The organism is Rhodobacter sp. P1_C2 (assembly GCF_056406375.1).
In genome coordinates this window covers 390,293-403,415 of the sequence record NZ_JBFUAG010000007.1, presented here as the reverse complement: position 1 = coordinate 403,415, position 13,123 = coordinate 390,293, and the positions used below count along the sequence as shown (strand labels likewise).

Here is a 13,123-nt window from a genome sequence, read left to right as displayed (position 1 = left end):
ACTATGGCACAGACCTATGTGATGGCGCTGGACGAGGGGACGTCGAGCGCGCGGGCCATCCTGTTCGACAAGGCGGGCAATATCGCGGCCCTGGCGCAGCGCGAGTTCCGGCAGATCTATCCCAGGCCCGGCTGGGTCGAACATGACCCGACCGAGATCTGGCAGGTCCAGCTTTCGGTCGCGCGGGAGGCGATGCAGAAGGTCGGCGCCCAGGCCTCCGACATCGCGGCCATCGGCATCACCAACCAGCGCGAGACCAGCCTGATCTGGGACCGCAAGACCGGCCAGCCCCTGCACAATGCCCTGGTCTGGCAGGACCGCCGCACCTGCGGCATCTGCGACGGGCTGAAGGACAAGGGGCTGGAGGCTTACGTCAAGGACAACACGGGCCTCGTGATCGACGCCTATTTCTCGGGCACAAAGCTGGCCTGGGTGCTGGACCATGTACCGGGCGCCCGCGAACGCGCCGAACGGGGCGAGCTTGCGGCCGGCACCATCGACACCTGGCTGATCTGGAACCTGACCGGCGGGCAGGCCCATGTGACCGACGCCTCCAACGCCTCGCGCACCTTGTTGTTCAACATCCGCACCGGCGATTGGGATGAGACGCTTTTGGAGGCGCTTCGGGTGCCGCGGGCGATCCTGCCCGAGGTGCGCAACTCCTCCGAGGTTTACGGGACGACCGACCCCGACCTTTTCGGCGGGCCGATCCCGGTTGCGGCCTGCTGCGGCGACCAGCATGGCGCGCTCTTCGGCCAGTCCTGTTTCGAGGCGGGGATGGTCAAGGCGACCTATGGCACCGGCGGCACACTTTTGATGCATACCGGCGACAAGATGATGCGGTCGGAGAACGGCCTGCTGACCGTGGTGGCCTGGCAGTTGGACGGCAAGATCGAATATGCGCTGGAGGGGACGCTGTTCACTGTGGGTTCGGTCGTCCAGTGGCTGAGGGATGAGTTGAAGCTGATCCACTCGGCCTCGGAAACCGAAGGGGCGGCGCTGGAGGTGCCCGATACCAACGGCGTCTATGTGGTGCCCGCCTTCACCGGCCTTTCGGCGCCCTGGTGGGATCAATATGCCCGCGGCGCCATTGTCGGCATCACGCGGGGGGCCAACCGCAACCACATCATCCGCGCCGCACTGGAGTCGATGGCCTATCAGATCCGCGACGTGATCGACCGGATGCGCGCCGATTCCGGCATCGAACTGACCGAGCTGAAGGTCGATGGCGGGGCGGTGATGAACAATTTCGTCCTGCAATTCCAGGCCGATCAGCTGGGCGTGCCGGTGATGCGGCCCGAAGTGGTCGATACCACGGCGCGGGGGGCGGCGTTCCTGGCCGGCCTCGCCGTCGGCTACTGGAAGGACAAGGCCGAACTGAAGGATGCCTTCGCGCTGAACCGCGCCTTCCTGCCCTCGCCCGACCGGGCGGGCGCGGACAGGCTTTACGCCGGCTGGACCCGCGCGCTCGACCGGGCGCGCGACTGGGCCGAACATGATTGAGGATGCCATGACCTATTCCCCCGCAACCGCCCGCACGATGTATTTCATCGGCGTGACGACACAGAAATCCTCGATCATGAAGGTCTTTCCGGCCTGGGCCGCACATCTGGGCCTGAACGCGGTGATGAAGGGCGTGGACTTCGCCCCGAACTCTCCACCCGAGGCCTATCGCGGCGTGGTCGAGTTCATCAAGGGCGATCCCCTGTCGCTGGGCGGGCTGATCACGACGCACAAGGTGAACCTGTTGAAGGCGTCGAAAGACCTCTTCGATACCCTCGACCCCTATGCGCAGACACTGGGCGAGATCAGCTCGATCTCGAAACGCGGGGCCCGGCTGATCGGCCATGCCAAGGACCCGATCAGCGCTGGCGCGAGTTTCGAGGCCGTGGTGCCCGCGGGCCATTGGGCGGGGGATGCGGCACTTTGCATCCTCGGCTCGGGGGGCTCCTCGCTGGCGCTGACGCTTTATCTGCACAACAAGAAACGGGCCGGGGGCGAGGTGCCACAGCGCATCGTCGTCACGGCCCGGCGTGAGGCCTCCCTGGCCGAGATGCGCCATGTTCATTCCCAGATCGGTTTCGGCATTCCGATCGACTACCGACTGGCGGCCAGGCCAGAGGATGCCGACATGGTGGTGGGTGCCCTCCCGGCCCGCTCCATGGTCGTGAACGCCACGGGGCTGGGCAAGGACGGACCGGGGTCTCCTCTCACCTCGGCTATCCGCTTCCCCGAAGGCGGGCTGATCTGGGAATTCAACTACCGCGGCGATCTGGTCTTTCTCGACCAGGCCCGTGCGCAGGAAACCGCCCGCGACCTGACCGTGCATGACGGCTGGGTCTATTTCATCCACGGCTGGACCCGCGTCGTGGCCGAGGTCTTCGACATCGACATTCCGATGTCCGGCCCCGCCTTCGATGCCCTCAGCCGGATCGCCAAAGACGCAACCTCCTGAACAGGTGCCCAGATGACCGACATGACCCCGACCAAATTCGACTTCAACACCGTGACCGGCGCTTCGACCTCAGCCACGCCGATCGCGCGGCCCCTGTCCACGCTGAAGGGCTATTTCAGCGACGAAGCCGCCTTTGACTCCGCCTTGGCGGCCGGCGACCCGATGGTTTACGAATATTTCGACATGGGCGTGCCCGAGACCGATGGCAACGTGGCCTACGGCACCACCTCGATCAAACCCGGCAAGATCGGGGAGGAATATTACATGACCAAGGGACATTTCCACACCGTGCTGGACACGGCCGAGGTCTATTACTGCCTCTCCGGCCATGGCGGCATGATGATGGAGACGCCCGAGGGCAAGGTCGAATGGCGCGAGATGAAAAGCGGCGATGTGGTCTATGTGCCGGGCCGCTGGGCGCATCGGTCGATCAACATCTCGAAGACCGAGAATTTCGTGATGTTCTTCGCCTTCCCCGGCCATGCCGGCCATGACTACGGCACCATCGCCACCAAGGGCTTCCGCAAGCTGATGGTGGAACGCGACGGCCAGCCCGTCATGGTCGACAACCCGCGCTGGCACGGCTGAACCCCGATGTCAGGCAAAATCGCCATCACCCCGCGGTCGCTGTCGGCTGCGGGCCACCCCGCGCTGTCCCTGCTGACCGATCGGGGTTACGAGATCGTCTATCCCGCGCCGGGCAAGACCCCGTCCGAGGATGACCTTCTGCGCGCCGTGCCCGGCTGTGTCGGCTGGCTGGCGGGCGTGGAGCCGATCAGCCCCCGCGTGCTGGAGGCGGCACGCGGCCTGCGGGTGATCAGCCGCAATGGCACCGGGGTCGACAACATCGACCTTGGCGTGGCCCGGGCGCAGGGCATCGCGGTCGAACGCGCGATGGCCGCCAATGCGCGGGGCGTGGCGGAGCTCGCCATCACGCTGATGCTGTCGGCCTTCCGTTCGGTCCCCTGGTCGGCGGGTCAGCTGCGCCAGGGCGACTGGCAACGCCGCATCGGGATCGAGGCGCAGGGCCGCACCCTCGCCGTGATCGGCTGTGGCGCCATCGGTCGTGAGGTGGCGGACCTGGCCCTGGGCCTTGGCATGTGGGTGGTGGGCTATGACCCTTACCCCTCGAACTCCTTCGCGCGGCCCGGTTTCCGCTTTGCCGGGCTGGAAGAGGCTTTGACCCAGGCCGATGCCGTCAGCTTTCACTGCCCGCCGGGTGCCGCGCCGATCCTCGATGCCGAAATGCTGGCGCGGATGAAGCCGGGCGTCGTGGTGGTCAACACCGCGAGGGCAGAGTTGATCGACGATGCAGCGATGCTGGCGGCCCTCGATTCCGGCCAGGTCGGCGGTCTGGCGACCGATGTCTTCCGCAAGGAACCGCCCGAGCTTTCGCCCCTGCTGACCCATGACCGCGTGATCCTGACGCCGCATGCCGGGGGCTTCACCCAGGAATCGGTCGAGCGCGCCACGCGGGTCGCGGTGGAAAACCTGCTCAAAGTGCTGGAGGCCTGAATGCTGGACGCCCGCCCGCTGCAAGATGTGAACCATCTGGCCGCGCCGGAGGGTGCCGCTGTCTGGTGGCTGGGGCAGGCGGGGTTTCTGGTGGCGCAGGGCGGTCTGCGCATCGTGATCGACCCCTACCTGTCCGACAGTCTGGCCGAGAAATACCGTGGCAAGACCTTTCCCCACCTGCGGATGATGCCGCCGCCGGTAGCGCCGGGCGCCTTGCGGGACGTGGACTGGCTCCTCTGTACCCATGCCCATACCGACCATATGGACCCCGGCACCATCCCGGCCCTCTTGGCCGCCAACCCCAAAGCCCAGGTTCTGGCCCCGCGCGCCGAACGCGCCAAGGCTTTGGAGCGGGGCGTGCCGGAGGACCGGTTGCACCTGATCGACGCTGGGGAAAGCCTTGATCTGGGGGGCGTATTGATCACCGCCACCCCTTCCGCCCATGAGGAACTGAAGATCACCCCGAGCGGCCATCTTTACCTTGGCTATACGCTGACGGGTGGCGGCGTGACGCTCTGGCATTCCGGCGACACGGTGCCGCATGACGGGCTGGTGCCAGCGCTGCGCCCTCTGGCGGTGGATCTGGCCCTGCTGCCGGTCAACGGGCGCGATGCGCGGCGGGCGGCGAATGGCGTGCCGGGAAACCTCACGCTGGAAGAGGCGGTCGGCCTGACCGATGCGATCGGTGCCGCCCATATGCTGGGCCATCACTTCGGCCTGTTCGACTTCAACACGCTGGACCGGGCGGAGGGCATGGCGCGGCTGGCGCGGCTGACGCCCAAGGCAAGCGTAAATCTGGTGCAGCCGCAGGTCGCCTATCACCTGCGGCCAAGGACTTGAATCATAAGGGAGAGAGCGATGGATTTCGGACTGACGGGCAAGATCGTCGTCGTCACCGGCGGCAATGACGGGATCGGCAAGGCCATCGCCCGGGCCTTTCACGACGAGGGGGCGGTGGTCATCATCAACGGCCGCAACCAGGCCCGCCTTGACGCCGCCTGCGCCGAGATCGGCCCGCGCGCGCATGGGGTCGTGGCCGACCTTCTGACCGCCGAAGGCGCCGAAACGCTGGCCGAGTTTGCCAAGGGCTTCGGCCCGGTCTCCTACCTTGTGAACAACATCGGCATCTTCGATGTATGCGACTTCTTCGAGGTCAGCGACGAGCGCTGGATCGAATATTTCCAAAGCAACATCATGACCGCCGTCCGCATCACGCGGCTGATCCTCAAGGACATGCTGGCGCGGAACGAGGGCAGCGTGGTCTTCATCTCCTCCGAGGCGGCCGTGCGGTCGATCGGCAACATGACGCCCTATTCGACGACCAAGACGGCGATGCTGGGCCTGAGCCGGTCGCTTGCCGAACTGACGCGGGGCACCGATGTGCGGGTGACGAGCTACATGCCCGGCAGCACGGCGACCGCCTCGGTTCAGGGCTATTTCGCAGGACTGGCCAAGGAGCAGGGCAAGAGCGTCGAAGAGGCGCTGCGCGATTTCTACAAGGATGTGCAGCCCTCGAACCTGACGCAGAAGCTGATCGACCCGGCGATGCACGGGCGCGGCGTGGTGCAGCTGGCCACCAATGCGGCGATGAACGGGGTGACCCACCGCGCCGATGGCGGCACCGTCCGTTCGATCCTCTGAGAGGGTGAAATGACCGAATTTGGCATCCATTCCCTTGTCTTCGGCGACATCTGGGACGAAGCCCACGCCAAAGCCGCCTGCCGCAGCGCGCGCGAGATCGGCTATGACCTGATCGAGGTGCTGGTCTTTGACCCGGCCACGCTGGACGTGCCGATGACGGCCCGGGTGGCGCGTGAGGCGGGCATCGGCCTGCGGCTTGGCATGGCTTTGGGGGCGGACAGCGACATCTCCTCCGCCGACCCTGCCACGGCGGCGCGGGGCGAGGCGACGGTGGCCCGCTGTCTGGAGATTGCCGCCGATCTTGGCGCGCCGGCGGTCAGCGGCATCACCTATGCCGCCTTCAACAGCTACACCGCGCCCCCGACCGCGGCGCAGCGCGCGCAGGTGGTGGCGAGTCTTGCCCGGCTTGACCGCAGGGCGGGGGAGCTGGGCGTGCGGCTGGGGCTGGAGCCGGTCAACCGCTATGAAAGCTATATGGTCAACACGCTGGACGAGGGGGCGGAACTGATCCGCGCCGCCGGGGGCACGAACCTGTTCCTGCATATGGACACCTTCCACATGAACATCGAGGAAAGTGATTTCGCCGCCGCCATCCACCGCACTGCGGACCTGCTGGGCTATGCCCATCTGGCCGACAACAACCGCGCGCTGCTTGGGGCGGGGAATTTCGACCTGAAGGGCTATCTTCGTGCGCTGGCCTCGGCGGGCTATCAGGGCGATTACACGGTGGAAAGCTTCTCTCCCCGCATGCTGACGCCCGGGCTTGTCGGCGGGCTGCGGCTGTGGCGTTCGGGCTGGGAAGACCCGGTGCAGCCGGCGAAAATGGCGCTGGCCACGCTGCAGGCCGGCGTGGCTGCGGCAAAAGCCGGCGTTGCCCCCGGTTGAGAAAAGAAATTCCTTTTCATACCCGCTGCAAGCTATAGAATTGCGGGGACGGGTCAGCCAGAGGGATGCGCGCGATGAACACGCCGGCAGAAGTGAGCCAGGGGCTTTTGGCGCGGATCCGCTGGAAATCGGCCTATATGAACCCCGCCCTTCGCCGCATCGCGGACCGGGTTCTCAAGGCGCCGGAAGAGGTCAAGTCGATCTCGATCAAGGACCTCGCCACCCAATGCGAGGTGTCGGAATCCACCGTCACCCGCTTTGTCCGCGAGATCGAGGTGAAAAGCTTTCAGCATTTCAAGATCCTGATCGCCGAGGAACTGTCGCAGAACGGTCGCCCGGTGGCGCCGCCGCTGTCGGACCGCCATGTCTACGAGGATATCACCGATGCCGATGACACGGCCTCGGTCCTCTCCAAGGTCACGGCGCGCTATGCGATGACGATTGCCGACACGCGGGCGGGCCTGTCCTCGGAAGAGCTGGAAAAGGCGGTGGCGGCGATCGAAAAGGCCGAGACTCTGGCCTTCTTCGCGATGGGCGCCTCGCTGATCTGTGTCGAGAACGCGCTGTTGCGCTTCATGCGGGTCGGCAAGTCCTGCCAGTTCTTCCGCGATCTGGGGATCCGGCAGATCTCGACCTCGACCCTCGGGCCGAAGTCGCTGGCGATTGCGGTGTCGAACTCGGGCCGGACGATTTCGACGGTGGACAGCCTGAAGACCGCCAAGGCGCAGGGCGCGGTGACCATGTGCATCACCTCTTTCCCGGATTCGCCCATCGTGCGCCATGCCGATATCAGGCTGTTCACCCCAACCGTTTCCGGCTTTGCCGGGTCGGCGGATTATCAGGAATCCATGGTCTCGAAGATCGCGCAGCTGCAGGTGATCGACGTGCTTTATTCGCTTTACGCAGTGCGCAATTTCGGCAGCGCCATCGCCGGGCTGGAGAAGACCTCGGACGTCACCTCGCTGACGCGGTACTAGCCGCTCCGTCCTACGGTTCGGCGCGGTGCGTGAAGGGCAGGACAGGTTCAATCGGCCGTCCAGCCGCCATCCAGCAGGACCGCGCTGCCGGTCATCAGGCTGGCGGCGTCGCTGGCCAGGAAGACCGCGGCCCCGGTGATATCCTCGACCGTGCCAAGCCGGCCGAGCTTGATCTTCGACAGGACGGCGGCGCGGAAGGTCGGGTCCTCGAAATAGCCCTTGGTCATCGGGGTTTCGATGAAGGTCGGGCAGATCGTGTTGACACGGATTCCGTGGGGCCCGAGTTCGACCGCCAGCGCCTTGGTGAACCCCTCCAGCGCCCATTTCGAGGCGCAATAGAGCGTCCGGTTGGCCGCACCGACATGGCCCATCTGCGAGGACATGTTGATCACCGTGCCGCCCTTGCCCGCCGCAATCATCTGCCCGGTCACCGCCTTGGCCGCGAAAAGCGCCGCCCGCAGGTTCAGGCCAAGGACGGCGTCGTAATCCGCCTCGGTAACTTCGGACAGGGGCTTCGGGCGGTTGGTGCCGGCGTTGTTGACGAAGATGTCGAAGGCGGGCAGGGCGGCGATGCGGGCGGCAAAGCCCGGCACGTCGGTCACGTCGGCCACAAGCGCCTGCGCCTGCAGACCCGCGCGGCGGAGCGAGGCGGCCTCGCCCTCGACCTCGGCGCTGGTGCGGGCGCAGAGCGTGACCTCGGCGCCCGAGGCGGCACAGGCCTGTGCTATGGCGAGGCCGATGCCGCGCCCCGCGCCGGTGACGAGGGCCCGCTTGCCGTCAAGCCGGAAGCTCGGGGCCGGCACGCTCATTCCGCCGCGGCCCCATAGGCGAGGTTCTGATGGCCATAACGGCGCACCCGGACGTTGCATTGTTCGGCATGGCCGACGAACCCTTCAAGCAAGCAGAGGCGCGAGCCATAGGCGCCGATCATCGCGGCGGCCTCGTCGGTGGTGATGCGCTGATAGCTGTGGGTTTTCAGGAACTTGCCGACCCAGAGCCCGCCGGTATAGCGCCCGGCCTTCTTGGTGGGCAGGGTGTGGTTGGTGCCGATCACCTTGTCGCCATTGGCCACATTGGTGCGCGGCCCGAGGAAGAGCGCGCCATAGCTGTGCATGTGTTCGAGGTACCAGTCGTCGCGGTCGGTCATCACCTGCACATGTTCCGAGGCAATGAAATTGGCGGTGTCGAGCATCTCTTCATGGCTGTCGCAATGGATGACCTCGCCGTAATCCTCCCAGCTTTTGCGGGCGGTGTCGGCGGTGGGCAGGATGTTCAGCAGGCGGTCGATCTCGACCAGGGTGGCCTCGGCCAGCTTGCGGCTGGTGGTCAGAAGCACGGCGGGCGAGTTGTAGCCGTGTTCCGCCTGACCCAGAAGGTCGGTGGCGCAGATCTCGGCATCCACGGTGTCATCGGCGATCACCATGGTCTCGGTCGGGCCGGCGAACAGGTCGATGCCGACCCGGCCGAAGAGCTGGCGCTTGGCTTCGGCGACGAAGGCGTTGCCGGGGCCGACCAGCATGTCGACCGGTTTGATCGTCTGGGTGCCAAGCGCCATGGCCCCGATCGCCTGGATGCCGCCCATCACATAGATCTCATGCGCGCCGCCGAGCTTCATGGCCGCGATCACCGCCGGGTTCGGCGCGCCCTTGAAGGGCGGGGTGGCCGCGATGATGCGCGGCACCCTGGCGACCGAGGCGGTGGCCACCGACATATGCGCCGAGGCGACCATCGGGAATTTGCCGCCGGGGACATAGCAGCCGACCGATTGCACCGGAATGTTGCGATGGCCGAGGATCACGCCGGGCAGGGTCTCCACCTCGATATCGCGCATGGAATCGCGCTGGGCCTGGGCAAAGTTGCGCACCTGGGTTTGCGCGAACTTGATATCCTCCATGTCGCGCGGGGCGACGCGGTTCATCAGCGCCTCGATCTCGCCCTCCGACAGGCGGAAGGCGGGGGGCGAATATCTGTCGAACTTTTCCGACAGGTCACGCAGGGCGGCATCGCCACGGGTCTCGATGTCTTTCAGGATGGCTTCGACCGAGGCGCGGACCTTGGCGTCCTCCTCCGAGCGGGCCTGTTCTGGCTTGCCGTTTTTCAAATGCGTGACGGTCATGGTCCGGTCCTTTTCTTGGCATGGCGGCGGCAGGCGGGTCAGCCTGCCAGATCGTTGGATTTCTTGAAGGCGGCGAGGCGGCCCAGCATCGCGTCGCGCCAGGCCCGGCGCTGGGCGAGGTCGGCTTGCGGCAAGACGGCGCGGCGGTCGGCGGTGGCCTGGGCGACCAGCGCCTCCGGCCAGGGCCCTGGCGGCGGCTGGCGCACCATGCCGGCGTAAAGGCCGCGCAGGCGGGCGGCGTAATCCGCGATGCCGCCCGGCGCGTTGAGGTCGATCGTCTCGAAAGGCCCCATGAAGGACCAGCGCAGGCCGAGGCCATGGGCGATGGTGGCGTCGATATCGGCCAGGCTGGCGATGCCGTCCTGATAAAGCGCCCAGGCCTCGTTCAAGAGCACGCCCTGCAGGCGGTTCAGGACAAAGCCGTCAATCTCGCGGCTCAGCCGCACCGGCACCTGGCCCACGGCGCGCATCAGCTCGGCCACCCGGTCCACCGTGGCGGGATCGGTCCAGGGGGCGGGCACGACCTCGACCACCGGCACCAGATGCGGCGGGTTGACCGGATGGGCGATCAGGAATTGCGCGCGGTTGGCGCAGCCTTCGGTGAACTTCGAGGCCGGGATGCCCGAGGAGGAGGAGCCCACCACCGCATCCGCGGCCATTGCGGCATCGATGGCCAGGCTGACCTCGGTCTTGGCGGCGACGGTCTCATAGACCGATTCCTGCACATAGAAGGCGCCTTCCAGCGCATCATCCAGCCGGTCATGCACCGTGATCCGCGCTAGAACCGCGTCGGGCGCCTCGATCAGGCCGGCGCTCTGCAATTCGGCCAGGCTTTCCTGCGCCCAGGGCAGGATGCGGGCGCGCACCTCGGGCGAAGGGTCATGGGCCTGCACCCGGTAGCCGGCGCGGGCAAAGACCAAAGCCCAGCCCGAGCCGACCAGCCCCGCCCCGATGATCGCAACCGGACGCCTGTCCTGCATCACGACACCTTCGATTTCTCGCCATCGGCGAGGCAGATTTCGGTGATGCGCAGGCCTTCCTTGCTGATCCGCGAGGGGAAGGCGTCGCGCAGGCCTTCTTCATGGATCGGGATCACCCGGCGGGCCTCGTAGCCGACCTGGCTCATCATCTCTTCGGTCGCAAGGATCAGGTTGGTCTGGCTGCCGACGGCAAGGCCGACCGGCGTGTACATCGTGTCCACATCGACCACCGCGCCCGAATTGCTGAGGTTGGAGAACTGGTAGACCAGGTCACCCGCCAGAACCCAGGTGTCCTGCGAGGGCTTTTGCCCGTCGTTGCGCACCGTCACCCACATCGAGCCCCAGGTGTGGCTGTCGGGCGCAGAATGCAGGTCGATGCCCGGCAGCACATCCTCCAGCGCGCCATCCACCGTCACCAGCCGCTTTTCGGCGGCAAGACCCACGCCGCGCACGATGTCGCCGGGATCGACCGCCACCATCATCCAGCGCATCCGGTCGGGCAGGGACATGGCCCAGACCCATTTCGAAATCTCGCGCTCCTGGATGTAGAACTTGGCTTTCGGGAAGTCCTCGACATTGCCGAAATGGTCGAAATGGGCATGGCTGATGAAGCAGGTGTCGACATCGGCCGGCGTCAGGCCCACTTCGGCCAGAACCACGCCGGGGTCGCGCCAGTTTTCCACGCCGAAGCGGTCACCCAGCGTCTTGCCATAGGCCTTGTCGTTATAGCCGACATCGACCATCGCGACATGGCCCTTGCCCTTGATGACGACATAGCAATAGGGCAGCTTCACATAGCCCTGGTTATGCGCGCCATAGAGAACGCCGCTTTTGTGGTACTGGCTGACATAGCTGTATTCCAGAACCCAGATCGAATAATCCGCCATCGTTTCCTCCCCTTCGTGATCAGCTTTTGGCCTGCGTGCAGGCGCAGCAGGCATGTGTGAAATCAACCATCTGCAGCCCGGCCTTGGGTGCGGTCGCGGCCTCCAGATGGGCGTAGGCGCGCTTGATCTGCAGCGTCATCCGGTCGAGCTGTGGTCCGGGGTCAGCGCTTGGGCGCAGGGCCGGGAACGTTCTCAGCACAAGGCCGGAAAAAGCCAGCGCCTGGTCGAGTTGCGCCTTGTGGCCCTGCAGGCCGGAGGGGGCCGCAAGCGCCGCCAGCCGTTCCGCCGCATCCTGCCAGCGGGCGCGGCACTGGGCGAGTTCGGGCAGGTCGGCAACCTCGGTCCGGGTGGTCAGACGGGCCAGGATCAGCAGGCCCGACAGCTGGCCGATGACGCGGCGCAGGTCTTCGTAGATCGGTTTGCAGGCGCGGGCATAGGCCACCACCGCATCGCTGCCGAGGGTGCGGGCCAGTTCCTCGGGGTCGGGCGCCGCTTCGGGCAGGGCGCCGTCGAGGGAGAGGATGCAGTCCGGCTTGTGGCTGGCGGCAAGGCGGGTGAAGAGGTCGGTGCCGGTCATCTGGACGCTCCTTGCCGGCGGTCGCGGACGGTGCTGCGTTCGACCAGCGGGCCGGGGGCAATCCGCTGGATGCGCTGCGGGATCTGGCGTTCGGCGGCGAGTTCGCGGGCCAGGATCACGGTGGCGGCCATCATCTCCTCCAAGGGTTGGGCGACCGTGGTCAGCCGGTGCGAGGGCCAGCCCGCCATCGCGATATTGTCGTAACCGATGACCGAGACATCGCCGGGCACGCTGATCCCGAGGCCTTCCTGCAGGGCCTCGATGAAGCCGATCGCCACGATGTCGTTGGCGCAAAGCACGCCATCGGGGCGGCGTGGCAGGGCGTTCAGGCCAAGGCCCGCGGTATAGCCGGCCTCGTAGGAGAACATCCCCGCCTCGATCACCTGCGGCGGGGCCAGACCGCGCGCCACCGCCCCCTCGCAGAAGCCGCGCTGGCGTTCGACATTGGTCGAAGCGCCGGGAAAGGCCGAGACATAGGCCAATTCGCGATGGCCGAGGTCGATCAGATGCGCCGCGGCGCGCCGCCCGCCTTCGACATTGTCGCAAGAGACGCCAAAGCCCAGTCCATCCGCCGAAAGCCGGTTGAAGAAGATCACCGGCGCGCCGGCGGCCTCGCATTTCTCGCGGGCGTGGGAATCGAGGTTGGTGGCCAGGACGATCATCAGGTCGGGCTGGTAGGTCAGCAAAAGCTCGACCGCCTCGTCGATCTTCTCGGGCTGCTCGGCGGCGGCGAGCATCAGGTTGATGCCGGCCTGCTGCAGAAGGCTGGTCAGACGGGTCATGACCTCGGGGTAGAAGGGGTTGGTCAGGTCCGAGACGACCATGCCGGCGATCTGGGTCTTCTTGGTGATCAGGCTTTGCGCAAAGGGATTGGGGCGGTAGCCGATCCTTGCCGCATGTTCCAAGACAGTCTTGCGGGTTTCGGGGGCGATCACCGCATCGGGATAGAAGGCGCGCGAGACGGTGGACACCGACATGCCCAGATCGCGGGCAAGGTCCTTGACCGTGACGCGGGCTCTGGGATTGGGTTTTTGCGGGTCCATCGGGTCTCTCCTGCTGCATCGGGCCGAACGGGTCGGAAGCCGCGATA

General features: G+C 66.3%; 14 protein-coding genes. 8 read left to right on the top strand and 6 right to left on the bottom strand.

All coding sequences use genetic code 11. The annotated features are described in order from the left end of the window. The first annotated feature begins 3 nt into the window (after positions 1 to 3). The 8 genes from glpK (at position 4) to AC1DZT_RS14365 (ending at position 7,473) form a co-directional block, all read left to right on the top strand. Positions 4 to 1,503 (top strand): glycerol kinase GlpK, encoded by a 1,500-nt coding sequence (gene glpK, locus AC1DZT_RS14400; RefSeq protein ID WP_478007320.1) that lies wholly within the window; start codon positions 4 to 6, stop codon positions 1,501 to 1,503. A gap of 7 nt (positions 1,504 to 1,510) precedes the next feature. Then, positions 1,511 to 2,455 carry a shikimate dehydrogenase family protein gene (locus AC1DZT_RS14395; RefSeq protein WP_478007319.1) on the top strand — a complete coding sequence of 315 codons (945 nt, stop codon included), beginning with the start codon at positions 1,511 to 1,513 and terminating at the stop codon, positions 2,453 to 2,455. Positions 2,456 to 2,467: 12 nt separating this feature from the next. Further along, the gene (locus tag AC1DZT_RS14390) at positions 2,468 to 3,043 is read left to right on the top strand and encodes a glucose-6-phosphate isomerase (RefSeq protein ID WP_478007318.1); all 576 of its coding nucleotides are present in this window, start codon (positions 2,468 to 2,470) and stop codon (positions 3,041 to 3,043) included. Positions 3,044 to 3,049: 6 nt separating this feature from the next. Then, positions 3,050 to 3,970 (top strand): phosphoglycerate dehydrogenase, encoded by a 921-nt coding sequence (locus AC1DZT_RS14385; protein ID WP_478007317.1) that lies wholly within the window; start codon positions 3,050 to 3,052, stop codon positions 3,968 to 3,970. Further along, positions 3,971 to 4,810 (top strand): MBL fold metallo-hydrolase, encoded by an 840-nt coding sequence (locus AC1DZT_RS14380; RefSeq protein ID WP_478007316.1) that lies wholly within the window; start codon positions 3,971 to 3,973, stop codon positions 4,808 to 4,810. An 18-nt stretch (positions 4,811 to 4,828) separates the two neighbouring features. Continuing rightward, the gene (locus AC1DZT_RS14375; RefSeq protein WP_478007315.1) at positions 4,829 to 5,611 is read left to right on the top strand and encodes an SDR family NAD(P)-dependent oxidoreductase; all 783 of its coding nucleotides are present in this window, start codon (positions 4,829 to 4,831) and stop codon (positions 5,609 to 5,611) included. Between the two features lie 9 nt (positions 5,612 to 5,620). Further along, a complete protein-coding gene (locus AC1DZT_RS14370) occupies positions 5,621 to 6,496 on the top strand; it encodes a sugar phosphate isomerase/epimerase family protein (RefSeq protein ID WP_478007314.1) in 876 nt (291 codons plus the stop codon). A 74-nt stretch (positions 6,497 to 6,570) separates the two neighbouring features. Further along, positions 6,571 to 7,473: a MurR/RpiR family transcriptional regulator gene (locus AC1DZT_RS14365; protein WP_478007313.1), complete on the top strand. Its 903-nt coding sequence runs from the start codon at positions 6,571 to 6,573 to the stop codon at positions 7,471 to 7,473. Positions 7,474 to 7,520: 47 nt separating this feature from the next. Here AC1DZT_RS14365 and AC1DZT_RS14360 read toward each other — a convergent pair whose 3' ends face one another. From AC1DZT_RS14360 to AC1DZT_RS14335, 6 genes are read right to left on the bottom strand one after another with little or no spacing between them, the layout of a single operon-like run. Continuing rightward, positions 7,521 to 8,282, bottom strand: a complete 762-nt coding sequence (locus AC1DZT_RS14360; RefSeq protein ID WP_478007312.1) for an SDR family NAD(P)-dependent oxidoreductase — start codon at positions 8,280 to 8,282, stop codon at positions 7,521 to 7,523. Then, complete coding sequence (hisD, locus tag AC1DZT_RS14355) at positions 8,279 to 9,589, bottom strand: histidinol dehydrogenase (protein WP_478007311.1); 1,311 nt, start codon at positions 9,587 to 9,589, stop codon at positions 8,279 to 8,281. Before hisD ends, AC1DZT_RS14360 begins: the two co-directional genes overlap by 4 nt. Before the next feature lie 38 nt (positions 9,590 to 9,627). Continuing rightward, positions 9,628 to 10,569 (bottom strand): 3-hydroxyacyl-CoA dehydrogenase, encoded by a 942-nt coding sequence (locus AC1DZT_RS14350; protein WP_478007310.1) that lies wholly within the window; start codon positions 10,567 to 10,569, stop codon positions 9,628 to 9,630. Further along, positions 10,569 to 11,456 carry an N-acyl homoserine lactonase family protein gene (locus AC1DZT_RS14345; protein WP_478007309.1) on the bottom strand — a complete coding sequence of 296 codons (888 nt, stop codon included), beginning with the start codon at positions 11,454 to 11,456 and terminating at the stop codon, positions 10,569 to 10,571. The genes AC1DZT_RS14350 and AC1DZT_RS14345 overlap by 1 nt, the downstream gene beginning before the upstream one ends. Positions 11,457 to 11,475: 19 nt before the next feature. Further along, on the bottom strand, positions 11,476 to 12,033 hold the full coding sequence (locus AC1DZT_RS14340; RefSeq protein WP_478007308.1) for a hypothetical protein: 558 nt from the start codon (positions 12,031 to 12,033) through the stop codon (positions 11,476 to 11,478). Beyond that, positions 12,030 to 13,076, bottom strand: a complete 1,047-nt coding sequence (locus AC1DZT_RS14335) for a LacI family DNA-binding transcriptional regulator (RefSeq protein WP_478007307.1) — start codon at positions 13,074 to 13,076, stop codon at positions 12,030 to 12,032. Before AC1DZT_RS14335 ends, AC1DZT_RS14340 begins: the two co-directional genes overlap by 4 nt. Positions 13,077 to 13,123 lie beyond the last annotated feature (47 nt).

Coding starts and splice junctions, on each gene's coding strand:
- glpK (WP_478007320.1), top strand. CDS start 4: ATGGCACAGACCTATGTGATGGCGCTGGACGAGGGGACGTCGAGCGCG.
- AC1DZT_RS14365 (WP_478007313.1), top strand. CDS start 6,571: ATGAACACGCCGGCAGAAGTGAGCCAGGGGCTTTTGGCGCGGATCCGC.
- AC1DZT_RS14385 (WP_478007317.1), top strand. CDS start 3,050: ATGTCAGGCAAAATCGCCATCACCCCGCGGTCGCTGTCGGCTGCGGGC.
- AC1DZT_RS14380 (WP_478007316.1), top strand. CDS start 3,971: ATGCTGGACGCCCGCCCGCTGCAAGATGTGAACCATCTGGCCGCGCCG.
- AC1DZT_RS14340 (WP_478007308.1), bottom strand. CDS start 12,033: ATGACCGGCACCGACCTCTTCACCCGCCTTGCCGCCAGCCACAAGCCG.
- AC1DZT_RS14395 (WP_478007319.1), top strand. CDS start 1,511: ATGACCTATTCCCCCGCAACCGCCCGCACGATGTATTTCATCGGCGTG.
- hisD (WP_478007311.1), bottom strand. CDS start 9,589: ATGACCGTCACGCATTTGAAAAACGGCAAGCCAGAACAGGCCCGCTCG.
- AC1DZT_RS14375 (WP_478007315.1), top strand. CDS start 4,829: ATGGATTTCGGACTGACGGGCAAGATCGTCGTCGTCACCGGCGGCAAT.
- AC1DZT_RS14335 (WP_478007307.1), bottom strand. CDS start 13,076: ATGGACCCGCAAAAACCCAATCCCAGAGCCCGCGTCACGGTCAAGGAC.
- AC1DZT_RS14370 (WP_478007314.1), top strand. CDS start 5,621: ATGACCGAATTTGGCATCCATTCCCTTGTCTTCGGCGACATCTGGGAC.
- AC1DZT_RS14350 (WP_478007310.1), bottom strand. CDS start 10,569: ATGCAGGACAGGCGTCCGGTTGCGATCATCGGGGCGGGGCTGGTCGGC.
- AC1DZT_RS14345 (WP_478007309.1), bottom strand. CDS start 11,456: ATGGCGGATTATTCGATCTGGGTTCTGGAATACAGCTATGTCAGCCAG.
- AC1DZT_RS14390 (WP_478007318.1), top strand. CDS start 2,468: ATGACCGACATGACCCCGACCAAATTCGACTTCAACACCGTGACCGGC.
- AC1DZT_RS14360 (WP_478007312.1), bottom strand. CDS start 8,282: ATGAGCGTGCCGGCCCCGAGCTTCCGGCTTGACGGCAAGCGGGCCCTC.